Source organism: Adhaeretor mobilis (assembly GCF_007741515.1).
In the GTDB taxonomy this organism is placed as follows: domain Bacteria; phylum Planctomycetota; class Planctomycetia; order Pirellulales; family Lacipirellulaceae; genus Adhaeretor; species Adhaeretor mobilis.
This window is the reverse complement of record NZ_CP036263.1, coordinates 4,481,360-4,505,525: the sequence shown is the minus strand read 5'-3', so window position 1 is coordinate 4,505,525 and position 24,166 is coordinate 4,481,360. Positions and strand designations below refer to the sequence as shown.

The 24,166-nt window shown below is 51.9% G+C and carries 17 protein-coding genes; all 17 read left to right on the top strand.

Annotation, left to right across the window (positions count from 1 at the left end; all coding sequences use genetic code 11):
- Nucleotides 1-174 precede the first annotated feature (174 nt).
- The 17 genes from HG15A2_RS17715 (at nt 175) to HG15A2_RS17635 (ending at nt 24,087) form a co-directional block, all read left to right on the top strand.
- Complete coding sequence (locus HG15A2_RS17715) at nt 175-1,662, top strand: LamG domain-containing protein (protein ID WP_218932061.1); 1,488 nt, start codon at nt 175-177, stop codon at nt 1,660-1,662.
- Nucleotides 1,659-3,485, top strand: coding sequence for a CRTAC1 family protein (locus tag HG15A2_RS17710; RefSeq protein WP_145061873.1), 1,827 nt, complete (start codon nt 1,659-1,661; stop codon nt 3,483-3,485). The genes HG15A2_RS17715 and HG15A2_RS17710 overlap by 4 nt, the downstream gene beginning before the upstream one ends.
- A 173-nt stretch (nt 3,486-3,658) precedes the next feature.
- Entirely contained in the window at nt 3,659-4,990 is a 1,332-nt protein-coding gene (locus tag HG15A2_RS17705) for a LamG domain-containing protein (protein ID WP_145061871.1), read from the top strand.
- A 131-nt stretch (nt 4,991-5,121) separates the two neighbouring features.
- A complete protein-coding gene (locus HG15A2_RS17700) occupies nt 5,122-6,162 on the top strand; it encodes a DUF1559 family PulG-like putative transporter (RefSeq protein ID WP_145061867.1) in 1,041 nt (346 codons plus the stop codon).
- A 576-nt stretch (nt 6,163-6,738) separates the two neighbouring features.
- The gene (locus HG15A2_RS17695; protein ID WP_218932060.1) at nt 6,739-8,061 is read left to right on the top strand and encodes a LamG domain-containing protein; all 1,323 of its coding nucleotides are present in this window, start codon (nt 6,739-6,741) and stop codon (nt 8,059-8,061) included.
- Nucleotides 8,062-8,192: 131 nt separating this feature from the next.
- Nucleotides 8,193-9,233, top strand: coding sequence for a DUF1559 family PulG-like putative transporter (locus HG15A2_RS17690; RefSeq protein ID WP_145061867.1), 1,041 nt, complete (start codon nt 8,193-8,195; stop codon nt 9,231-9,233).
- A 174-nt stretch (nt 9,234-9,407) separates the two neighbouring features.
- Nucleotides 9,408-10,976 carry a hypothetical protein gene (locus HG15A2_RS17685; protein ID WP_145061865.1) on the top strand — a complete coding sequence of 523 codons (1,569 nt, stop codon included), beginning with the start codon at nt 9,408-9,410 and terminating at the stop codon, nt 10,974-10,976.
- A gap of 78 nt (nt 10,977-11,054) precedes the next feature.
- A complete protein-coding gene (locus HG15A2_RS17680) occupies nt 11,055-11,528 on the top strand; it encodes a hypothetical protein (RefSeq protein ID WP_145061863.1) in 474 nt (157 codons plus the stop codon).
- A gap of 185 nt (nt 11,529-11,713) precedes the next feature.
- Complete coding sequence (locus HG15A2_RS17675) at nt 11,714-12,457, top strand: sialate O-acetylesterase (protein ID WP_218932059.1); 744 nt, start codon at nt 11,714-11,716, stop codon at nt 12,455-12,457.
- Nucleotides 12,458-12,588: 131 nt separating this feature from the next.
- The gene (locus tag HG15A2_RS17670) at nt 12,589-14,115 is read left to right on the top strand and encodes a sodium:solute symporter family transporter (RefSeq protein WP_145061861.1); all 1,527 of its coding nucleotides are present in this window, start codon (nt 12,589-12,591) and stop codon (nt 14,113-14,115) included.
- Nucleotides 14,116-14,811: 696 nt separating this feature from the next.
- Nucleotides 14,812-16,185: a Gfo/Idh/MocA family protein gene (locus tag HG15A2_RS17665; RefSeq protein ID WP_145061859.1), complete on the top strand. Its 1,374-nt coding sequence runs from the start codon at nt 14,812-14,814 to the stop codon at nt 16,183-16,185.
- A 233-nt stretch (nt 16,186-16,418) separates the two neighbouring features.
- Nucleotides 16,419-17,771, top strand: a complete 1,353-nt coding sequence (locus HG15A2_RS17660) for a carbon-nitrogen hydrolase family protein (RefSeq protein WP_218932058.1) — start codon at nt 16,419-16,421, stop codon at nt 17,769-17,771.
- 440 nt (nt 17,772-18,211) lie between these two features.
- Nucleotides 18,212-18,967 (top strand): glucosamine-6-phosphate deaminase, encoded by a 756-nt coding sequence (locus HG15A2_RS17655; protein WP_145061855.1) that lies wholly within the window; start codon nt 18,212-18,214, stop codon nt 18,965-18,967.
- Nucleotides 18,968-18,981: 14 nt separating this feature from the next.
- Entirely contained in the window at nt 18,982-19,908 is a 927-nt protein-coding gene (locus tag HG15A2_RS17650; protein WP_145060345.1) for an N-acetylglucosamine-6-phosphate deacetylase, read from the top strand.
- A 113-nt stretch (nt 19,909-20,021) separates the two neighbouring features.
- Entirely contained in the window at nt 20,022-20,810 is a 789-nt protein-coding gene (locus HG15A2_RS17645) for a PIG-L deacetylase family protein (protein WP_145060406.1), read from the top strand.
- Nucleotides 20,795-21,721, top strand: coding sequence for a sugar phosphate isomerase family (locus HG15A2_RS17640; RefSeq protein WP_145060407.1), 927 nt, complete (start codon nt 20,795-20,797; stop codon nt 21,719-21,721). The genes HG15A2_RS17645 and HG15A2_RS17640 overlap by 16 nt, the downstream gene beginning before the upstream one ends.
- Before the next feature lie 77 nt (nt 21,722-21,798).
- A complete protein-coding gene (locus tag HG15A2_RS17635; RefSeq protein ID WP_145061853.1) occupies nt 21,799-24,087 on the top strand; it encodes a carbohydrate kinase family protein in 2,289 nt (762 codons plus the stop codon).
- The last annotated feature ends 79 nt before the right edge of the window (nt 24,088-24,166 follow it).

Genomic DNA, 24,166 nt, shown 5'->3' with positions numbered 1-24,166 from the left:
CTCGGCGGGCAATCCTGGGCGGCGAGAAAGATTGCGGCTTTGCGGTCCAGAGAGAAACTCGTCGAGCATGGGTGTAGTGCAGGTCGCACCCTTGCCCTAGTGTTCACATCGTTGCACGAGAGACCAAGCATGGGGCCAATCCAAAAGTCAAGTGTCAGGCTGACGGGCATCACCATGACAATTTTGTTTTTACATGCCGGAACAGTCGTCGTCCACGCCGCCCCATTAATCCATGCCACCATGGATAATGCCAATGTGAGTGGAGGCGGTAGCGGCGATACTAGCGTGGCAGACTTTACTGTTTTCGATTCGTCTGGAAATAACTTGGATGGTCTAGCTACAGGACCTAGCGAATCGACACAGAAGGTCGTTTCCGGTCAAGCCGGCATGATCGGCGAAAGCCTGCAATTACTAGAAGCGAGCATTGATCCGGGGCTAGAGCGTCACGTCGATTTCGGAGACGTTGCCAATCCAGTTCCTGGGAACGGATACACTGCATCGTTGTGGTTTAATCCGACAAGCGCCCCTCTCGCTCCCGCGCTGCTCAAAAAAGGGGCTATGGGGAGCACCAATCAAGGCTTTGCCATTGATTTGAATGCCTCTTCAGGTGGTTTCGTGCAGATTACAGCAAACCCCAATGAGGGGATTCGCGACAACCGTGTCGGCATGAGGTATTACCATATCCTTGAAGTGGATACTTGGTATCACATTGCTCTTGTGCTTGATGATAACAATGATGTTTTAGTTGGCTACTTCAACGGTGCTGGTTCTGGCACTACTACTGTGACGGGCAATCATGAGAATTTAGCTAATGGCTGGGTAACGGCTCCCAGCAATGTCGTAGGCAACGGCTATGCAGGCGGCGCGAGTTTCGCCACGGATTACAGTCTCAACTTGGGCGATAGATGGTATGTTGGCAGTTCTTCTAAAGCGCCCTTTCCTGGATACCTTGATGACTTTTCCGTGTGGAATCGGGCACTCAGCCCGATCGAGATTCAATCGCTGAATACGCTGGCGACGGAAGGTAACCTGAACTATGACGCCGGCCAAGCTGATTTGCTGTGGCAGGTATTCGCTGGGGATCTGGCTGAGGTCACGATTGGCAACAAGACTTGGCAGTCAGACCCCGCCCTCTTAGGTACTCCCGGCAGTGTGATTGACTTAGGCGCTGGCAACTTTGGTTTGGTCTTGGACAGCGACGGAGTCGGGGGGGTCACGACGGATTTCGTGACATTTGTGCTTGGGGACTTCGACATGGATAACGACGTGGATGGTAATGATTACCTCGTTTGGCAGCATGATTCTGGAGTTGGAAGCCTAGCGCACTGGCAAACAAACTATGGGATGAACTTGTCGACAGTCGCCGTTGATGCAGTGCCGGAGCCTAGTGGTTTCGTGTTGCTTGTAGGTTGTCATCTGTTGGTGTTTATTTACCGGAAGAGATTGCTTTCGCCTGATATGAGTCGCCGCGACCCGATCCGAACTGGCGTCGACTCTGCGATAATAGGACTGGCGAGTCTGGCGCGCATTACGACTGCCAATGGCGATGGTGAATTTATTATGAAGCCGTATCGTCACAACAATCAGCGACTCGAATTAGGGCCCGAGCGTGCGAACGCAAATGTAATCGTTCGGCTCGAATTTGTGGAGCCAAAAGCATGAAAGTTGTAAAACCCAAGAACAAGGTGGTGGTATCACACGCCGCGGAGGCAGTCGTCGAATTGTCAAATTCCAGCAAGAAAGAATTGTGGCGAAATATGTTGAGGCGGGACACGGCGAACACTATTGGAATCCACCCAAGCCCTTTCGTCGCACTTGCAGTTGGGCTGCTTGCCGCATTTCTACCTGCCAGGACGGTGGCAGCGACTTTTCAGGCAGTAGCTGCCCCAGGCGGAGCGAAGGTCGCGTGGGGTGACTACAACAACGACGGGTGGGTAGATTTCCAAGCCGGTGGCACTCTCTGGCGCAATAACGGTGGCTTCACTTTTATTCCCGAAAGGAGCTTGGAGGCATCTGGCTTATGGGGCGATTACAACAACGATGGATGGCTCGACTATTATGCGTATAACAATCAGCAGCTCTTCCGAAGCCAGTCGGGAAACAGTTTTGTACTCACCACCCTGCCGTCGCTGCCCGTCCAAGCCAGCCGTGGGGCAAGTTGGGGCGACTTCAACAATGACGGCTTCCTAGATCTCTATACGGGAGGCTATGAAAACTATCCTGATGCCTACTATTCTGATGTCATTTTGCAGAACAATCAGGGAACCTCTTTTTCACAAACTTGGATGCAGCCAAACGACGCCATCGTCACCAGCGGTCGACCACGACCGGGCCGCGGAGTGACCTCTGCCGACTTCGACCGCGATGGAGACCTGGATGTCTACGTTTCGAACTACCGCTTGGAGCCAAATCAATTGCACGTGAATGGTGGCAATGGCATCTTTAGCGACCAAGCAGCAACGCGCGGCGTCCAGGGGGGGCGGTGGGGTGGCACCTGGGGACATGCCATCGGGGCGGCCTGGGGCGACTTTAATAATGACGGCGAGATTGACTTGTTCGCCGGACACTTCGCTCATCCCGGCCAACCTGAATCCCAATTCCTGAGAAATCGGGGAGCGGCTGGCGGGTATACCTTCGAAGACATGGGGCAAGGTGGCGTAGGTTGGCAGGAGTCGTATGCCTCTCCGGTGGTAGGCGACTACGACAACGACGGCTACCTCGACTTGTACTTCACCGCCGTCTACAGCGGCGACCATCCACGGCTCTATCGCAATAATGGAGATTGGAGCTTTACCGACGTAACCAGTATCGCCGGTCTGGCTGGACTTGGTGTGACTTACCAAGCCGGCTTTGCCGACTACGACAACGATGGCGACCTGGACCTGGTCACCGAAGGCAAGCTTTTTCAAAACCAAGGCAACAACAACCATTGGCTAAAGGTTAAGCTTGTCGGTGATGGGCAGTCGATCAATCGGGACGCGGTCGGTGCACAAGTCCGCATTGATCTCGGCAACCACACGCTCCTCCGACAGGTCGAGTTCGGCACCGGTGAGGGCAATCAAAATGAGTCGACTCTCCACTTCGGTCTGGGGGGCCATACCGCGCCTGTCGATCTGGAGATATTCTGGCCAGGCGGGGCTTCTCAAGTACTCTTTGACTTGCCGGTCGACCAGCTGTCGACCGTCGAATTTGGTCTCATGCTCGGGGACTTCGATATAGATAACCAGGTGGATGGCAATGATTTTCTCGTGTGGCAGAGCAATCCTGGAGTTGGAAGCCTAGCGGACTGGCAAACAAACTACGGAATGAGCTTGCCATCAGTCGTCGTTGATGCAGTGCCAGAGCCTAGCGGTTTCGTGTTGATTGTAGGTTGTCACTTGTTGGTGTTTATTTACCGGAAGAGATTACTTTCGCCTGATATGAGTCGACGCGACCTGTTCTACACTGGCGTTGACTCTGGGGTGATGAGTTTGCTCCCGAAATAAAGGATGGCGAAGAATTTTCTATTCGCTGGTTGTTTGGCTTTTGCCCTGCCGACAATCGTGGACGGAAGAAACGGATTGCGGCTTTAAGGTCTAGAGAGAGGCTTGTCGGGCATGTGCTAGTTGCGCGCAGCGCTATTGTCTTAGTGTTCACTTCGTTGAAAGGGAGACCAGTCATGAGTTCGATCCGAATGTCAGGTGCCATTGTGACGGACATCACCATAGCAGTTCTGTTTCTGCTTATCGGAACAGTCGCCGTCCACGCCGATCCATTGATTCATGCCACCATGGATAATGCCGATGTAAGCGATGGCGGTAGCGGCGATACTAGCGTGGCAGGCTTTACTGTTTTTGACACGTCTGGGAATAGCTTGGATGGTTTAGCTACAGGACCTAGCGAATCGACACAGAAGGTCATTTCCGGTCAAGCCGGCGCGATCGGCGAAAGCCTGCAGCTTACAGAAGCGAGTATATTGCCCGGGGAAGAGCGTCATATTGATTTCGGCAACGTTGCCAATCCAGTTCCTGGAAACGGTTATACCGCATCGCTGTGGTTTCAGCAGACCAGCCCTATTCCTACTGCCCCCGCGCTGCTTAAGAAAGGCGCTATGGCGAGCACAGATCAAGGCTTTGGAATTGACCTGAACGCCACTTCAGGTGGTTTTGTACAGATTGCAGCGAACCCCGATGATGATGGGAGCAGGGACAATCGTGTCGGCATGAGATTGTACGGTGCTCTTCAAACGAATACCTGGTTTCATGTGGCGTTAGTGTTTGATGATGACAACGATGTTCTGATCGGCTACTTCAACGGCGCTGGTTCCGGCAATGCCACCGTGTCGGGTACGGATCAAGAACTTGAAAACGGGTGGGTGACGGCTCCATCTAGTGTGGTAGGGAACGGCTATGCTGACGGCACGAGCTTTGCAACGGATTACAGTCTCAACTTGGGTGATAGATGGTATGATACTCGTCCCATTAAGGCCCCCTTCCCTGGGTATCTCGATGACTTTGCTGTCTGGGACAAGGCGCTCAATTCGGCGGAGATCAACTCGCTTGTCAGCTTGGCCAATCACCCCGGACTAAAATACAACGCAAGTCATGCCGACAGCCTCTGGCAAGTGTACGACGGCTCCCTGACTGACGTCACTATCGATGGAAAGACTTGGGAGTTCGATGCCGAAATCTCCGGCACGCCTGGCAGCGTCGTCGATTTGGGTGCGGCCGGTACAGGTTTGGTCTTGGGTAGCAACGGAGTCGGGGGGGTCACGACGGATTCCGTGTCGCTGACACCGGGCGACTTCGACGCAGATTTCGACGTGGACGGCCAGGATTTCCTCGCATGGCAGCGAGATCCCGGAGTGGGGAGCCTGGCGGATTGGCAATCCAACTACGGAGAAAGTTTTTATCCCCTCTCCGCTGTCCAAGCGGTTCCGGAGCCTAGCTGCCTCGCTTTGATCGTAGGGTGCAATTTCATGTTGCTTTGTTATCGGAATCGCAACTGCTGATTGGCTTTCTCTTTACTTAGTTTGGTGAACGGACATGAACAATTCAGCCACGATCAGTTCCCAGGCCGGGGCAGCGGCTGGTCGTGGTTGATTTGTGTGAATTCTGTTGGATCGTGCTCTAGGAGATTCCCATGAAGTCAAGACTGACGCGACGTTCAGACTTATCCGCGATTTGTGAAAAGTCGAAAGAGCGTACCTGCAAGGTGCAAATAGAAGGTGGTTTCACCTTAGTGGAATTGTTGGTTGTCATCGCGATCATCGGCGTTTTGGTCGGACTGCTGTTGCCGGCCGTTCAGGCGGCGCGAGAAGCCGCTCGAAGAGCGCAATGCGTAAATAATCAGAAGCAAGTTGGCTTGGCCATACACAGTTACGAGAGTGCAAACAGCAATCTGCCGCCAGGCTCTTCGGGGTGCAGTACGGTCACCCTGTCATGGACAGGTGCTTCCGCGTTTGTTTATATGTTGCCCTTCTTAGAACAGGCCAATTTGGCTGCTGACTTTGATTTTAATCGACTGGTTTATAGTGGACAAAACAGGCAGTCCATTGGCGCGAGCATCGCGACGTTCATTTGTCCCAGCGATGACGCAGCGGGACGTTATTTCCAAGCTTCGAATTCAGCTGATCGCCGTGCCCGGTCCAATTATGTCGTCTCCTTTGGTTCCGATATATTGTTACCAACTGGAAAGGCCTCGTGGAGCACACTTGCCTATTGCAGTGGAGATGACTCCGATCATGACACAGACGGCGCTTTTCGCATGCTTGTTGGGCGTCGTTTAAAAGACTTTACAGACGGAACTTCCAATACCGCCGCTGCAAGTGAACTGTTAGTCGGCGAATCTGATGACGGTAGCAGTAAGCCCTACGAAACTCGTGGCATCTGGGCGCTGGCATGGATGGGCAAGTCCATTTACACGCATCGTAATACCCCTAATACAAGTGTTGGCGACCGCATCGATCGTACTGCGTGTATTTCGCAGCCACAAATGCCTTGCGATACCACGGCGGGCGTGGACCGACAAAACGAACATGCTGCTGCCAGAAGCATGCACACCGGAGGCGTGAATGTATTGTTTGTCGACGGTCATGTGAGTTTCTACAGCGACACGGTTGATCTAATCCCTTGGCGAGGAATCTCGACGATTGACCAAGGCGAAGTCGCGCCGACACAGTGAACCGACCTGCAACACAACTGCAGGCCGCGACCATGAGTTGTGACCGAGCAGCAGCCACTATCTTTACCACGGTGATCGCCTCTTGACGCCCAAATGGCGTGCACCTCCCGAACGGCGATGTGCAGGTGGCCTACTCTCGCACCTCTGGCGGAATGCCACACGGTCGACGAGATCAGACATCAGTACTCTGAGCCACCCCAGCAAACCGAAATCAGCAGCGATCTTATTGCCAGGTTTCGTAGTAATGCATTGGGCTTAAAACCTGAGAAAATCATTTGCTTGCATAAAAACAGCTAATCACAACTGGCCCATTGACAGTTTGCACGATTTTCGTAATAATTGACAGAACATGAGGCGTACGTCATTACTTGATAGAAACGAGAGTTGTGATGTATTAGTCGTGTTTTCTTTCACTAACACTTTATTAGTTCGCTGTTCAGTTTACGCCTCGATGGTGAATCCTGAACGGAGGGAATGATTGCGGCTTTACGGTATGGAGAGAAGCTCGTCGGGCATGTGTGTAATGCACATGCCATCCTTGTCCTGATATTCACATCGTTGAAAGGGAGACCAATTATGGGGTTGATCCAAGAGTCAAGTGCCAAGCTAATGGGCTTGACCATCGGAGTATTGTCTCTGCTTGCCGGAACAGTCGCCGTCCACGCCGATCCATTGATTCATGCCACCATGGATAATGCCGATGTAAGCGATGGCGGTAGCGGCGATACTAGCGTGGCAGGCTTTACTGTTTTTGACACGTCTGGGAATAGCTTGGATGGTTTAGCTACAGGACCTAGCGAATCGACACAGAAGGTCATTTCCGGTCAAGCCGGCATAATTGGCGAGAGTCTGCAGTTCGTGGGGCATAGCATTACTGCGGGACTGGATCGTCACGTCGATTTCGGAGACGTTGCCAATCCTGTTCCTGGAAACGGATATACCGCATCGTTGTGGTTTAACCCGACCAGCATTCGGACAGGTGCTCTGTTAAAAAAAGGCGCTATGGGGAGTACAAATCAAGGCTTTGCAATTGATCTGAACGCCACCTCAGGTGGTTTTGTGCAGATTACGGCGAACCCCGATGAAGGAATCAGAGACAATCGTGTCGGAATGAGGCTATACGGTGTCCTTCAAGCGAATACTTGGAATCATGTGGCACTTGTATTTGACGATGACAACGATGTTCTGGTCGGCTACTTCAACGGCGCTGGTTCCGGCAATGCCACCGTGTCGGGTACGGATCAAGAACTTGAAAACGGGTGGGTGACGGCTCCCAGTAACGTTATAGGCAATGGCTATGCCGACGGCACGAGCTTTGCCACAGAATACAGCCTCAACTTGGGCGATCGTTGGTATGTTAGTAGTTCTGCAAAGGCACCCTTTCCTGGATTCCTCGATGACTTCACTGTTTGGGATAAGGCGCTCAATTCGGCGGAGATCAACTCGCTTGTCAGCTTTGCCAATAATCCAAGCGTGAATTACAACGCGAGTCAGGCCGACAGCCTCTGGCAAGTGTACGACGGCTCCCTGACTGACGTCACTATCGATGGAAAGACTTGGGAGTTCGATGCCGAAATCTCCGGCACGCCTGGCAGCTTAATCAACTTGGGTGCAGCCGGTATCGGTTTGGTTTTGGATAGCAACGGAGTCGGGGGGGTCACAACGGACTCCGTTGCGCTGGTACCGGGTGACTTCGACGCAGATTTCGACGTGGACGGCCAGGATTTCCTCGCATGGCAGCGAGATCCCGGAGTGGGGAGCCTGGCGGATTGGCAATCCAACTACGGAGAAAGTTTTTATCCCCTCTCCGCTGTCCAAGCGGTTCCGGAGCCTAGCTGCCTCGCTTTGATCGTAGGGTGCAATTTCATGTTGCTTTGTTATCGGAATCGCAACTGCTGATTGGCTTTCTCTTTACTTAGTTTGGTGAACGGACATGAACAATTCAGCCACGATCAGTTCCCAGGCCGGGGCAGCGGCTGGTCGTGGTTGATTTGTGTGAATTCTGTTGGATCGTGCTCTAGGAGATTCCCATGAAGTCAAGACTGACGCGACGTTCAGACTTATCCGCGATTTGTGAAAAGTCGAAAGAGCGTACCTGCAAGGTGCAAATAGAAGGTGGTTTCACCTTAGTGGAATTGTTGGTTGTCATCGCGATCATCGGCGTTTTGGTCGGACTGCTGTTGCCGGCCGTTCAGGCGGCGCGAGAAGCCGCTCGAAGAGCGCAATGCGTAAATAATCAGAAGCAAGTTGGCTTGGCCATACACAGTTACGAGAGTGCAAACAGCAATCTGCCGCCAGGCTCTTCGGGGTGCAGTACGGTCACCCTGTCATGGACAGGTGCTTCCGCGTTTGTTTATATGTTGCCCTTCTTAGAACAGGCCAATTTGGCTGCTGACTTTGATTTTAATCGACTGGTTTATAGTGGACAAAACAGGCAGTCCATTGGCGCGAGCATCGCGACGTTCATTTGTCCCAGCGATGACGCAGCGGGACGTTATTTCCAAGCTTCGAATTCAGCTGATCGCCGTGCCCGGTCCAATTATGTCGTCTCCTTTGGTTCCGATATATTGTTACCAACTGGAAAGGCCTCGTGGAGCACACTTGCCTATTGCAGTGGAGATGACTCCGATCATGACACAGACGGCGCTTTTCGCATGCTTGTTGGGCGTCGTTTAAAAGACTTTACAGACGGAACTTCCAATACCGCCGCTGCAAGTGAACTGTTAGTCGGCGAATCTGATGACGGTAGCAGTAAGCCCTACGAAACTCGTGGCATCTGGGCGCTGGCATGGATGGGCAAGTCCATTTACACGCATCGTAATACCCCTAATACAAGTGTTGGCGACCGCATCGATCGTACTGCGTGTATTTCGCAGCCACAAATGCCTTGCGATACCACGGCGGGCGTGGACCGACAAAACGAACATGCTGCTGCCAGAAGCATGCACACCGGAGGCGTGAATGTATTGTTTGTCGACGGTCATGTGAGTTTCTACAGCGACACGGTTGATCTAATCCCTTGGCGAGGAATCTCGACGATTGACCAAGGCGAAGTCGCGCCGACACAGTGAACCGACCTGCAACACAACTGCAGGCCGCGACCATGAGTTGTGACCGAGCGCCCCCCTCCTTGCAGAAATCGACCCGGGGCAATCAATAGGATTATCCAGCTTGCTGATTCACCCCATACAGCGAACCTATTTAGTCAAATTTACATTGCTAATCAGAGCAGCTTGGAGCTATGTATGAGAAAACCAGTACAACTCAACCCCGCACGGGTGCTATCGTGCTATTGCTTTGTCATACTAATCACTCTAGGTGGGAGTGTTATCGCTGCAAATTCACCTTTCGATGTCGGGAACAAGGCGCAGTTATTCATTGACAAAGTAATCGTTCAAGAAATGGATGGTGTTTGGCTTAAGCAACACACAGGCACAAAGCATCCCGCCAATCCAATAATAGTCGCAGATCAACCATGGGAACCCTGGTTGGTCAAGTGCAATACTGCTATCTACGATGAAGAAGAAAAGCTCTTCAAGATGTGGTATTCAAACTATTCCTTTAAGAATACATCCCCATGGAAGGCGAACGACTACTTCGACTACGGGACGGTATGCTACGCCACTAGTAAAGACGGAATTCATTGGGAAAAGCCGCTTATCGGGACAATCGTTTCGAAAAATGGCGAGCCTCACAATGCCATTAGACTGATGACCCACGGATCAGTACTCAAAGACAATAAGGATGCAGACCCTAATCGGCGGTACAAAATGATCGGCTGGCGTCAAGACTCGACAACGCACGGCTTCTATTCGTATATTTCCCCTGACGGCTTGAATTGGACAATGCTAAGCGAAAAACCAATCTCTCGAAGCAGCGATGTCGCAACAGGCTACTATGACCACCGATTAAGCCAGTATGTGGGCTTTCCAAAACACAACACGACCGTAAGAGGTTTTCAACGCAGATCGTTCGCGACCATTTTTAGCGACGACTTTGAGAATTGGACAAAGCCTAAGTTGTCATTTACCAACGACTTAAGAGACGACGCGAATTGTTTGCTCAAAATTGAACCGGTCCGAGCGTTGCTAGATATGCCGGATGACCCTTCCATGATGCGTTCTGAGTTTTATGGAATTGGAGTCTATGAATCCGAGAGCTGCACCGTCGCATTGCCTTGGATATTGACGACCAATGCCAAAGCACGCTATGGCAACGACCAAGGTACCATGGAGGTCCAGTTGGCAGCTTCTCGCGATCTTCTCAACTGGGAGCGTCCTTTCCGCACGCCGATTATTGAGTTCGGGAAGATAAGCGATTGGGATTCAGTAAACATAACAAGTCCTTCTAGCGCTCTAAGAGTAAACGACGAGATCTGGGTCTATTATGGCGGAGGCAATCAGACTCATGGCGTCGGGGAAGCCAAGAAAAAAGGGTACCTCAACATTCCTGGTGTCGGACGACAGCCATTAAGGGGGTCCATCGGTCTGGCAACATGGAGGCTTGATGGCTTCATGTCGGTCAACGGTCCTAAGGAGGGCGGAACATTGACAACCGTGCCCATTACTTTCGAAGGCGAGCGATTGGAGATTAACGCGTTAACCAAAGCTGGTGGTTTGATTACCGTCGAGATCCTGGATGCTGCTGGGCAAACACTAAAGGGGTGGGAAGAGTCCGATCCTTTTTCGGGCGACGAGATTCGTCACGTAGTGACATTCAACAATAAGAAAGACGTGTCAGAGCTGCGAGGTCGACCGATAATATTGCGATTAAACATACACGATGCTGAATTGTATAGTTTTGCCTTCCGATAGTGCAGACGCGTGAGGATGGACATGCCAGAAGCAGTCGCGGAATACCGTAGCAATTCTAGTCGAAAGGAGTTAACGCAAATGCCTATCTACCCTCTACCACTTCACTGGGCTTGCCGGCGAAGTCCTGTCGGTTACTTTATCGCTTGTACGCTCATGGTGGTAGCAACGAGTGGCTGCAGTGACAATCCACTTCGCCTGCCCGTGAAAGGGACGGTGACCGTCGACGGTGAACCGCTCGCTAGCGGTCAAATTGTCCTCGTACCACTTCAAGGAACTCGTGGTCCAACAGCCGGTGCCGAGATTGTTGACGGCGAATTCTCCATAGCATCTAGCGGAGGGCCGCTGGCAGGGAAGTTTCGCGTCGAAGTCACGGCTGCTCAAACTACCACAGGCAGAAAGCAAGCGGACATTGACTTTAACACCGGCAAATTGGAACAAGTTGAAGGAACGCGGCAATTGTTGCCACCACGATATAACAGCGATAGTGAATTGACCTTAGAGGTGACGTCGGATGGGCCCAATCGATTTAACTTCGAACTGCAAAGTCATTAGCAAAATGCCCACCGCATAGCATCCGAGTCCTGCGCAGGCTGTCTTGCGGCAAGATCACCGCTTACTCGATATTTCTAGTACCAACAGTAGATACAACAGTGAACAAACAGGACTTGCGGTCACAATTCATGAATCGGTTAATATGCTTTCTCTTATTGCTGTGCGTCTCAATATCAATGTTGTTCTTGAAACAAGCATCGGCTGAGGATCACAGCACGCTTCCTTCGAAGAAGAGCTTTCACATTTACCTATTGATGGGCCAGTCCAATATGGCGGGACGTGCTGCGATTTGTCAGGAAGACGATCAGCCCAGCCCACGCGTGTTGGTATTGAACCAACAGGATCGTTGGGCAATTGCGAGAGATCCTCTGCATTTCGACAAGCCGACGGCGGGGGTTGGACCTGGCCTTTCGTTCGGCAATGTGATGGCTGCGGTCGACCTGTCGGCAACTATCGGCTTAGTACCGTGTGCTGTTGGGGGCACACCGCTTTCTCGTTGGGAAAAGGGAGGCGATCTGTACAAACAGGCCCTCCAACGCGCTGAAACGGCACTGCAGCACGGAACACTGAAGGGAGTGCTCTGGCATCAAGGCGAAAATGATTCGATGACAAAGGAAAAAGCGGAAAGCTACGCCAAGCGTTTAGACTCGCTAATTAACGATTTACGCCGTGACCTGAAAAACGCAAGACTACCAATCGTCGTCGGCCAGCTAGGCGATTTCCTAAGTAAAAAGCAGTTTCCATTCACGGCCATGGTGAACGATGCCCTTAAGTCATTGCCACATCGCGTTCCGGCAACCGCTAGTGTAGAAGCAAGTGGTTTAAAATCGCAAGAAGACGCGGTTCATTTTGACGCCGCCTCGGCCAAAGAATTGGGCAATCGCTTCGCTCAGGCCATGCTCCAACTTCAGAAACGCCCTCCCAAGTGATATGGCTCCAAATTCACTGCGCGAGTATTGCGCTAACACCTTGGGTAAGTTGTCAACCACTCTCTGTTCGAGCCATCGCTAAGTCCCTTCAGCGGTGAGCTAGGCTCATTGACGGGCTCCTTTTTTTATTAATGCCTGATTTAAAGACAACTCCTGGACTAGGGCCACTCGATTGGCTCGTCATCGCAGCCTATATGCTGCTAGTGTTGGCGATCGGATGGTACTACTCTCGCAAAACAACCTCGACCGAAGAGTATCTCCTCGGCGGTCGAGAGATGAACTGGTTCAATCTGGGGATATCGCTCTTCGCAACCATGCTAAGTGCGATTACTTACCTAGCAATTCCTGGTGAGACAGCACTCTATGGGCCCGTTTTTGTGATGGGTAAGTTAGCTGCCTATCCGTTGGTTGCTCTCATTGTCGGATGGTGGATTATTCCTCGAATCATGCAGATGCGGGTAACCAGTGCCTACGAGATCCTTGAGATTCGACTGGGACTTAGCATTCGATTACTTGGTGCGTTCCTATTCTTGTCGTTGCGTTTGATGTGGATGGCGGTGGTCGTCTACGCAACTGCGGCGATGGTGCTGGTCCCGATGTTAGGAATCGAAGAATGGGCTACTCCCTGGATAAGCTTAGTTCTCGGTGCTGTGACGATAGCATACACATCACTAGGAGGACTGCGAGCTGTGGTCGCTACCGACGTACTACAAAGTGCAATTCTCTTCAGCGGAGCGTTGCTGACATTGGCACTGATAACCTATCTTTCTGGCGGCATTAGTAGTTGGTGGCCTGACGATTGGCTCACGCACTGGCCCGAACCACGGTGGGGATACGACAACGATCCTGACACACGAACCTTTCTTGGCGCCTTGATCGGTACTTTGGTTTGGTACGTTTGTACTCAAGCTTCGGACCAAATGGCAGTACAGCGATTCTTGGCCAACCGCGATGTTAAAACCGCCAGGCGAACTCTAATAGCAGCATTAGTCTCCAGTGCCTTCTCAGCCATACTGCTCGCTTTAGTTGGACTAGCAGTATGGTCGTACTATCGAGCCAATGTAAGCCAGCCTTCTGAATCGATTGCATTGCTGGCTCGAGCGGATCGACTATTTCCGGATTTTATCATGACCAATTTGCCACCCGGCGTCAGTGGCCTAGTGGTGGCAGGCCTCTTGGCCGTGGCTATGTCTAGTCTTTCCTCAGGGATCAACTCGTCTTGTTCAGTTATAAAGATCGACTTCTTTGATCGGCTAAGTCGCTCGCCCTCCAAGAGTCAACGGAAGGACGTTGTTCAATCAATGTGGATATCGGTGGGCGTCGGCCTAATCGTGGTACTGTTGAGCACAGTCGTTGGCTCCGTTAAGGGCAATCTCTTGGAATTATCGTTCAAAATATGCAACCTTTTTACTGCTCCTCTATTCGGTCTTTTCTTCATGGCCATGTTCGTTCCTAGATCGACAGTATTGGGTACCCATCTTGGTGCACTATGTGGTCTGATTGTCGTCGTGACAGTGAATTACTGGGAAGAGATTACTGGCCAACAAGGCATAAATTTTCTATGGGCTATGCCCTTGGGACTAATAGTTCAGATTTCCATCGGAGTACTCGTTTCTAGATGCTTTCCAAAATACCCGCTCGCTGGTTCGTCAACTTAATGGGCCTGTATCAATCATCATCTGGACTCTAATTTAATGGACTCAACAAATCCTAAATTGGCACTTTGTATATGTTGTAGCTGTTTGGACGGCACGCATTCCTTCAGCGACATAGTCAGACACTACTAATGCAGCGTTCGCGAGTATCGTCGGAGGCGTAGGCCTTCCTTGCTCGTGAGATCATTGAGTACTGTCTTGTTTGGACTTTGCATATCTCGGTTGCAGTGGGAACAACGGATGGCCTCCTAGTCAGCCTGCTCATTGAGAAAGCAGCGACCGATTCTCAAGTTTAGTACGGGAAGCGATATCAATTGAATTCTCAAGCTTTGAATCTGATAACAATGAGTACGATTGAAGCGTTGATCGTTGGTGGTGGCGTTGTTGGCAATACTCCTGCACGCGAATTGGCCCTTCAACTGCGGAGCCAGAACCTTTCCGGGATAGGCACTGGGACTATGTCTCCTACGTTCGATCCGAGCCTTTTCGATCAACGCAACCTTATAGTTTTTGCTATGTTTGAATACTTCTTGATCCACAGATTAATGGCTTGTGCATTTTTCTCCTGGAATCAATTTCATACGCTACTTCCAACGGGTAGAGCGAAAAGTCTTCTCATGCCATCTCATTCACTCGAACAACTTCGAGTGAATCTCTGAGTGAACAAAGTTTACTATCCCAAAAAAGGAGTGTCCTATCATGTCCCAATCAACCCGCCGTACATTCATCAAATCCGCTGCGTGCGCCGTTGCCGCTCCGACTATTGTTCCGCGCAGTGTATTTGGGGCAAATGCTCCCAGCAATCGCATCAACGTTGGCTTCATTGGCCTGGGCAACCAGAGCAAAGTCGATCTGCCCGCGTTTTTGGAAAACGATGACGTGCAAGTCTTGGCCGTATGCGATGTAAACACTGGCAGCATCGGTTATCGCGTACCGGAAGACTTTCTCGGTAGAGAGCCAGGCAAGCAAAGTGTGGAAGCGTACTACGCCGACAAGTCTCATTCAGGTTCTTACAAAGGCTGCGCTGCATATACTGACTTTCGCGAAGTCTTGGGGCGAGACGACATCGACGCAGTGGTCATCATCACGCCGGACCATTGGCACGCCACGATGACCATTGCTGCGGCGAGGGCGGGCAAAGACATCTACTGCGAGAAGCCGCTGTCACTCACAGTCGAAGATGGAAAGGCGATGGTCAAGGCCGTGAGAGAGCATAAGCGTATTTTGCAGACGGGTAGTCAGCATCGCTCAAACGATAACATGCGCCGCGGTTGCGAGTTGGTGCGCAACGGACGCATCGGCGATTTGGAACGAATAACTGCATACATCGCCGAGAACAATTTCACCGGTCCCGGTACTAGTTGGATGCCGATGCCTGTGCCAAAAGGCTTTGACTACGCCATGTGGCTCGGCCCCGCCCCAAAGGCACCCTATCATGAGGACCGCTGCCTCTACAAGTTCCGCTTCATCGAAGAGTATTCTGGTGGTCAGACGACAAACTTTGGTGCCCATTCGCTTGATCTGGCTCAGCTCGGACACGGTAGTGAGCTCACCGGACCATTAGAGTTCACCGATGCCGGTTCAGAGTGGCCAGAGTCAGGTTCGCTGTTTACTACTGCAACGAGAGTTGCATTTCACGCACGTTACGCTGATGGTGTTGAGCTAATCTGCGAAACCCGACCTCCTGGATTCGGTGCGAGATTCGAAGGCAGTGAGGGCTGGGTGCAGGTCGATTCAAGCGGTGTACACGCCTCGCCGAAGTCTCTGCTCACTTCGGTAATCGGTCCCGACGAGTTTCACTTACCTGTAGCCGTGCCCGGCAAGCCGGTTACTAGATATGACCGTGTATCGCCACAACATGTGCGGAACTTCTTAGACGCAGTGAAATCAAGGCAAGACCCTATCGAACCAGTCGAAGTCGGCCACCGTACTGCAACAATTTGTCACTTGGGAAATATCGCGATGAAACTGAAACGAAAGATCAAATGGGATCCGGAATCGGAGCAGATCATCGGCGACGACGAAGCCGCTGGGATGCTGAAGAGACCCAAGCGTGAGCCGTGGGAAATATAGGAACACGCCGGAGGAATGAGGACACTCTCTAGTTTCGGTGACGAAATGCAATCGTCCGAAAGGTCTTCGAAATACACAATTGTGCCCTAGTATTATTTGATGCCAAAGTCAACCGAATGTGCGAAGAGTTATTTTGTAGCGGCCCGCGCGACGAATTCCGAAGCGTAGGTTGAGTAGAATTTGGATTGTCGCCCCGTGCTAACATGAAACCATCTTCCGAATGGAGGTCGAGCATGTCTTACAAGTGTTATTGGTTTGCATTGATTCTGTTCTTTGCAACTCTTGCCGCTCGCGGCGACGAGACAAGCAATGATTCAGGCGGCTGGATACCAGCCGCACCTCGAGATGAACTTAAGCCTAAGTTTTCATTTTCGACTGATACCGTTGGCCAGCCGGTGCTAAATGTCGAGCATGACCAGCGACCAGGGCTCGACGGTTATTGGACCAATACGATTCCGATCAAGGGTGGCAAGTGGTATCGCTTTACCGCTCTACGAAAAACGAGAAACGTGGCAGTGCCACGACGAAGTTGCTTGGTCCGCATTGTCTGGACCGACGATCTGGGGCGGAAGGTACCACGTGACGAGCCTCCAGGTGTCGGATATTTGCCAAAATCGCTCGGCATTGTGGAAGCAGAACATCCGCGTGACGGCCAGGTAGATAGCGAAGGTTGGTGTGAATTGTCGGGCAACTATTGTGCCCCGCGGCGCGCAACGCGGGCAGTCGTCGAACTGCACTTGCAATGGGCACCTAACGGTGCGGTGGAGTATCGAGAGGTCTCACTTGTCGAATCCGATGCGCCTCCAAGTCGCACGATTCGCCTTGCCGCAGTTCACTACCGCCCTCACGGAGGCGAGATCCCAAGTGACAATAGCCAACAATTTGCCCCATTGATCGAAGCGGCGGCCAACCAAGAGGCCGATCTCGTGGTTCTGCCAGAAACGATCAATTACTTCGGCTTGGGCAAAACGTGTGACGAAGTGGCAGAGGCAATACCGGGTCCATCGACCGATTACTTCGCTTCTCTTGCCAAACAACACGACCTTTATATCGTTGTCGGCCTTTATGAGCGATCAGGTCATTTGATTTATAATTGCGCTGTGTTGCTCGGGCCAGAAGGAGAAATAGTCGGCAAGTATCGAAAAGTATGTCTTCCTCGCGAAGAAGTCGAAAAGGGAATTGCAACCGGAAACGAATATCCAGTTTTCGAAACCCGCTTTGGCAAAATCGGGATGATGGTGTGTTACGACGGCTTTTTTCCTGAGGTAGCCCGAAAGTTGACTAATCGCGGAGCCGAAGTAATCGCATGGCCGGTTTGGGGATGCAATCCCACATTAGCTTCGGCTCGATCTTGTGAAAACCAAGTCTACCTTGTGAGCAGCACTTATTGTTCGCCAAGTCAGGATTGGATGTTATCGGCTGTGTGGGACCACACGGGACAACCGCTTTCTAAGGGAGACGAGTTTGGCACAGTTGTCCTTGCCGAAGTTGACCTAGCCAGGCCACTCAATTGGAACAGTCTCGGCGATTTTCGCGCTGAGTTGCCAAGGCATCGCCCCGTTTGGAGTGAATTTGGAGACGAATAGCTACTTCGCAAGGAACACAAGGTACCGAGACTGAAGTTATCGTCACTAATCGACAGCTGAAAACACCTGTTGAAGAACGGATCCCGGACATTGCAGGCCCACCTCAATAAATTGTTCAGCGCAGTTTTGAGCGGGAGTCAAATTAAGTTGCTTCAATGTTAGGTTGCTCCGATAACCGCTCTCAACTCTGCAACAGACTGAAATGGAGAATTCTGGCAATGTGATACCGTAACTGCTTGCAGGAGAGATCCATACGAAGTGAGAAGTGGAGTTTCTGGTGCTTGCACAAATGAAATGGCAATCAGAATTCGAAAATCAAGCAATGCAATATGTGAGCAGCTGGGAACCGTGTTGCGAGTATAAAACCAATTCACACGCAACAACCTGCACAACAAGTCAAGGTTTGACCTACTAAACTTAACCGCGAAAGGACGAGAAAGATGAACGTTGTTATTTCAAAAGACACAAGAGAAATGGGAGAACTGGCTGCTTCCAAAGCTGGTGAGTTGATTAAGCAGGCCGTTGCCGAACGAGGCTCTGCCAATATTGTCGTTGCCACGGGAGCCTCCCAATTTGAAACGTTGGCTGCATTGATAGCGCAGAAGGATATTCCTTGGGAGCAAGTTACGGGATTTCACCTGGATGAATATATTGGGATTTCCACAGATCACCCGGCCTCGTTTTGCAAGTACCTTAGCGAACGCTTTGTTTCCAAGGTGCCGTTGAAAGCTTTCCATTTTATCGATGGAATGGCTAAGCAAGTTGCCGATGAATGTTCTCGCCTATCCGATCTGATAACAGCTCATCCGATTGATGTTGCCCTGATAGGCATAGGCGAAAACGGCCATCTTGCCTTCAACGATCCTCCTGCCGATTTTGATACGGAAGTACCTTACTTGGTGGTTTCGCTGGACGAGGCATGTCGTCGCCAACAACTTGGCGAAGGCTGGTTTTCGACGTTTGAAGAGATCCCAACTCAGGCAATTAGCATGTCTGTTCGGCAAATCCTCAAGTCAAACGCCATTGTCTGTAGCGTTCCCGACGAACGGAAGGCAGATGCAACGGCGAAGGTCATTGAAGGGCCGATTACCCAGGATGTTCCTGCATCTATCTTGCAATCGCACCTGGCAACGACCATCTTCCTGGATCCACCCGCCGCAAGCAAACTGTCAGAATCCATGTCTGCCACCCGCTAGGAAGCAAGGAATCCATGATTAACGGCCCCCAATACTTTGACCTGCAAGTCAACGGCTACGACGGCGTTGATTTCAATTCCGACGATGCTAGTGGTAGAGACTATCACCGCGCGTGTACACGCTTAGCGAACGATGGCGTGGAAGGGATCCTGGCTACGGTCATTACGGATGATATCGATGCCATGGTTTCGCGACTCCGGCGAATTGTTCGGGCTCGCGACGAAGATGAGATCGTACGTAAGGTCATACAAGGCATTCACATTGAGGGACCTTTCATCAACGAACGAACAGGGTATGTTGGTGCCCATCCGGCAAATTCTGTTCGGCCTGCGGATACCGAGGTGATGCTCCAACTGCTGGAGGCGGCAGAAGGACTAACCCGCATAGTGACACTGGCACCTGAGCGTGACGGCGGACTAAAGGTAACTCAACGACTTTCTCAGGAGGGAGTAATCGTCTCAGCCGGACATTGCGAAGCACCGCTTGATGTCTTGCGAGCAGCAGTCGATTCAGGACTGTCCATGTTCACTCATGTAGGCAATGGATGTCCCAAGGAGATTGACCGCCACGACAATGTCATTCAGCGAGTACTCAGTTTTGCAGATCACCTCTGGTGCTGTTTTATCGCCGATGGAGTACACATTCCGTTCTATGCACTTGGCAACTACCTCCAAGTCGCAGGCGTTGATCGATCGATTGTTGTGACAGATGCGATCTCCGCCGCCGGCCTGGGGCCAGGGCAGTACACCATCGGAGGGCAACAGGTCGATGTTGACGAGTATGGAGTGACATCGATTGCTGGTGACAAATCTCATTTGGCAGGTTCGGTTGCAACCATGACTACGAGTGCTGATAACCTTCGCAATCACCTACATCTCGATGAAGATTCGATATGCATGCTTACCTCTCTCAATCCCCAAAAGGCTCTTTCACTAACCTAGGCGAGACTCGTGCACTTGCTTCTCAAGTGCGCAGGCCACGACAAAGGTGGCTTCCAGTGAATTAGCTCAGAGTGATACCACCTACCTACCAAAAGATTTGAGTCATGGATTCTATGGCCAGTTCCACCCTGACAACCCGACGTGTCGCATTAGCCTTCCTAGCACATCCCGACGACGCGGAGATTCTCTGTGCTGGCACCCTGCTACGTCTTGCCAAGCTGGGCTGGGAAACGCACATTGCGACCGCGACTCCCGGTGATTGCGGGTCAGCCTCCTTGCCTCCAGAAGAAATAGCAAAGATACGTCGCGCCGAAGGGGTCGCTGCCGCTCGGGTACTCGGCGCCACTTATCACTGCCTGGAGGAACGCGATGTCAATGTCGTGTTTGAGAAAGAGACGAATCGAAAGGCAATTGACTTGTTCCGTCGAGTAGCCCCCTCCCTGGTCTTCACGCATCCGCGTCACGACTACATGCTCGACCACGAGCAAGTGCATCAACTGGCTCGCAGTGCCGCTTTTGGTTTCCCGATACCCAATGCGTCACCATTGCCTCTTCTGGCAGGCTCGACTATCCCTTGGCTCTACTATTGCGATCCGATCGAGGGGAGCGACCCCTACTCTGGAGAGCTGGTGAAGCCGTCTGTTCGAATCGATATTTCAGAACAGATTGACCGGAAGAGCGAGATGCTCGCCTGTCACGCTTCGCAGCGTGAGTGGCTACGCTCCCACCACGGCATGGATGAATACATTGAGTCGATGAAACGGCACAGTAAGCAGCGAGGCACCGAACTTGGCACCGAGTATGCCGAAGCCTTCATCCAACACCGGGGACATCCGTTTCCTCAAACCGACATTCTGCACGAACTATTAGGAGGCAAGTTAGAACGATGGGACGTCCAATAAGCAAAGTGGCACCTGGCTGGTGGGACTATACGACACTCGACTCGGAGATTCTCAAAGATGCGGCTCGACTAACGGCTGACGATCTGACGGGGCTATCGCGAGACGGATTCGTCGTGACCCTCTACGACACCCTGGAGGAATTCTTCTGCGCCGAAGCACTCGAATACATTCAGGTTTGGCGGCAAGCGACCCCCGACAATCCTGTAGGGATTTGCGGTCCGATTGGTCCGACGGAACAATTGCCTCTCGTGGCACGGATGGTTAACGCGCTCGACCTCAAACTCCATGACGCTCACTTTTGGGGGATGGATGAATGGATCGAAGATGGTAAGCCGGTCGCCACCGATCATCCTCTCTCGTTTGCCAAAGCCGACATGGAACTTTGCTTTAACCGCATTCGACCTGAACTCTTGATGCCCACAGAAAACATACACTTCCCGACGGACTTGGAGGCCTACTCCAAGAGCTACGATGAAGTGCGATGCGCACTGATGCAAGGTGGACAAGGCGAAGTCAAGCATTGGGCATTTAACGATCCGCCTAAGCGAGAAGGCGATTATCAGGATGCACCACCAACACCTGAAGAGTATCGCCAGTTAGGAACCCGCATCACCGACTTGCATCCCATGACGGTCATCCAGAATGCGCGTACCTCAGGAGGGGGCTACGTTCCCCAAGTGCCCATTCGCGCCGCAACGGTCGGCCCCGTAGAGACTTGGAAGGCCGATTGTGTGTCGATTTGGCATCCGGGTCACCACGACAACCCGTTTGGCATGCGATTGAGTGCCTTGATGATTGCGAAACAGATCCCCGATAGTTCTGTACCGATGTCGCTGCTGGCCGATCATCCCCAAGTCCGTTTCAACTTCTATCGTGGTGGAATCGGCAGCGTCGAAACAGAGATGCATTGAAGCAATGGTGACGTAATCAGCACGGTAATAGCACTCCTGTTAGCTTAGCTTTCTGAAAGAACTGTACAGTCAACGATATGCCAGACCATGCCAATAAGACGTTGGATGAGAAGCTAACTCGCATTCTCGACGATCCTTCCTGCGATGAGTTCCTTCTTGCCGACGCTAAGGATGCGGACATGGCCTTCGGGATTGCTGCTCCCGGCAAGAACTTAGAATCGAAACAATTCCGATCGTTGCAAGAGTATCGCGACATCATTCGCCAAAACACTCAGCAAGGTCTCATCGACATCATGCTGATGAGTGCGAGTACCAACGAAGTGCTCACCCTCAACGAGCGTCTGTTTGACCAAAGTCGTGTCACCCCTGCAATTCGTGCTAATGACACGACCGATATCTGGCTGGCACGGGGAGGCATCTACTCGGAGCAACCGTCACGTCCATTTCGTTCTGCCTCGATCGACCATGCCATGTGCGGTAAGGCGGACTGCCAGCGGGAAGAACGTCAGCTTGGAGCAGACCTGGGTCTCTATTCGATCACCTTCAATAACGACACCGTGCTCGATGCACAAGCTCTTTCAGCTTATCGCGAATTCTGTCTGGAAGCCGAACGCAAAGGATTTCGCCACTTTCTGGAAATCTTTGATCCGAACTGCCCCGTCAATCCTATCGCAGACGTAGGTTCGTTTGTAAACGACCATATCGTGAGAGCACTGGCTGGCGTCACGGAGCGAGGTCGTCCACTGTTTCTGAAGATGGTTTATCACGGCCCCGCATCGCTAGAGGAGCTGGTCAGTTACGATTCTTCGCTCGTGGTGGGGATTCTCGGAGGTTCGTCCGGCACAACCTACGACGCCTTCCAGCAGTTGTGGGAAGCCAAAAAATATGGTGCTCGTGTGGCCCTTTATGGTCGAATGATCAACAATTCCGAGCATCAACTCACCTTTATCAAGCATCTCCGCTACTTGGCTGATGGCCAGCTTACCGATGCGGCAGAAGCAGTTCGCTCTTACCACAACGACCTAGCAGGTCTTGGCATAAGGCCGTTTCGCACCCTAGAAGAAGACCTACATGCGACCAATCGCTACTTCGACTATTCCAGCAAGACGACCTCAGCCGTTTCGAGGCGAGAGAGTCAGGGAAAAGGGCCCGAGAGGCCGAGGCCTGAAGTCGTTGTCGCCGGCCACATCTGCTTGGACATTATTCCAGAGTTCCCTCAAGAGACCGTTTCAGCGAACGCCCTTATTGAACCGGGCAAGTTAAAAGTAATTGGCCCGGCAGCTCATGTTACCGGAGGTTGTGTTGCCAATGTAGGTCTGACACTACACCAGCTTGGCGTGCGAACATCCCTGATGGGAAAAATCGGCGATGACTCTTTTGGGAATGAGATACTCAACATTCTGCAGAACACCAGCGGTGACCTTGCAGACGGGATGATTGTTGCTCCAGGTGAGCATGCCAGTTATTCGCTCGTGATTATGCCATCGGGTGTTGATCGTTCCTTCCTGCATTTTCCAGCGGCGAATGATACTTTCTCGGCAGAAGACATTCAGCTTGAGCTGCTCAAAGGCGCAAAGCTATTTCACTTTGGCTATCCACCGCTCATGCAGCGATTCTGGGAGGATGGCGGAACAGCAATGGCAAGGCTCTTTCGAAGTGTCAAAGAGCAGGGCCCCATGACATCGCTCGACATGGCGATGCCCGACCCGACTGCTCCGGCTGGAGAAATTAACTGGAGCGCATGGCTAGAACGCGTGTTGCCCCATGTAGCTCTATTTATGCCGAGCCTCGAAGAGGTCCTCTTCATGCTTGATCCCACACGTCATCACGAGCTGGCAGAAGCGGGGCAAGTTGATACCTTCGATCATGACCTGTTGAGTCAAACTGCGGATCGCTTGATTTCGTTGGGAGCAGGTATTGTCGTATTGAAACTTGGTTCGCACGGCCTCTATTTGAAAAGCTCCTCGGACGCAGAGAGGATTACTCACGGATTCTATGATGGGAAACGAGACCTAGCAGAGTGGGTGGCCCGCGAGCTGTATGCTCCGTGCTTCGAGGTGGAAGTTGCCTCCACCAATGGGGCCGGCGATCGAACGATCGCAGGATTTCTTGCCGCGATATCCCGGGATGCAAACCCTGGTGAGGCCCTCGAAAAGGCTGTCGCAGTTGGTGCTATGAGTGTCGAGGCGTCGGATCCGGTTGTTGAAGCTATTTCGCTAGAAGCAATCGACAAGAGAATCTCCAGGGGGTGGAAGCGTCGGCAGATTGAAAGCCATCTTACCGAGAAGTTCACACGAGGAGAGTCAGGATGCTGGAGGGGCAAGCAGGATCAAGTTGCTGACGCGGCGGCGTCTACTATCACCTAAGACGATCGTAACAAATCTCCGGAAATGCACAGCGTTCGTGGAATCAACGAGAAACTAACGCTGTAATAGCGTCGCTCGA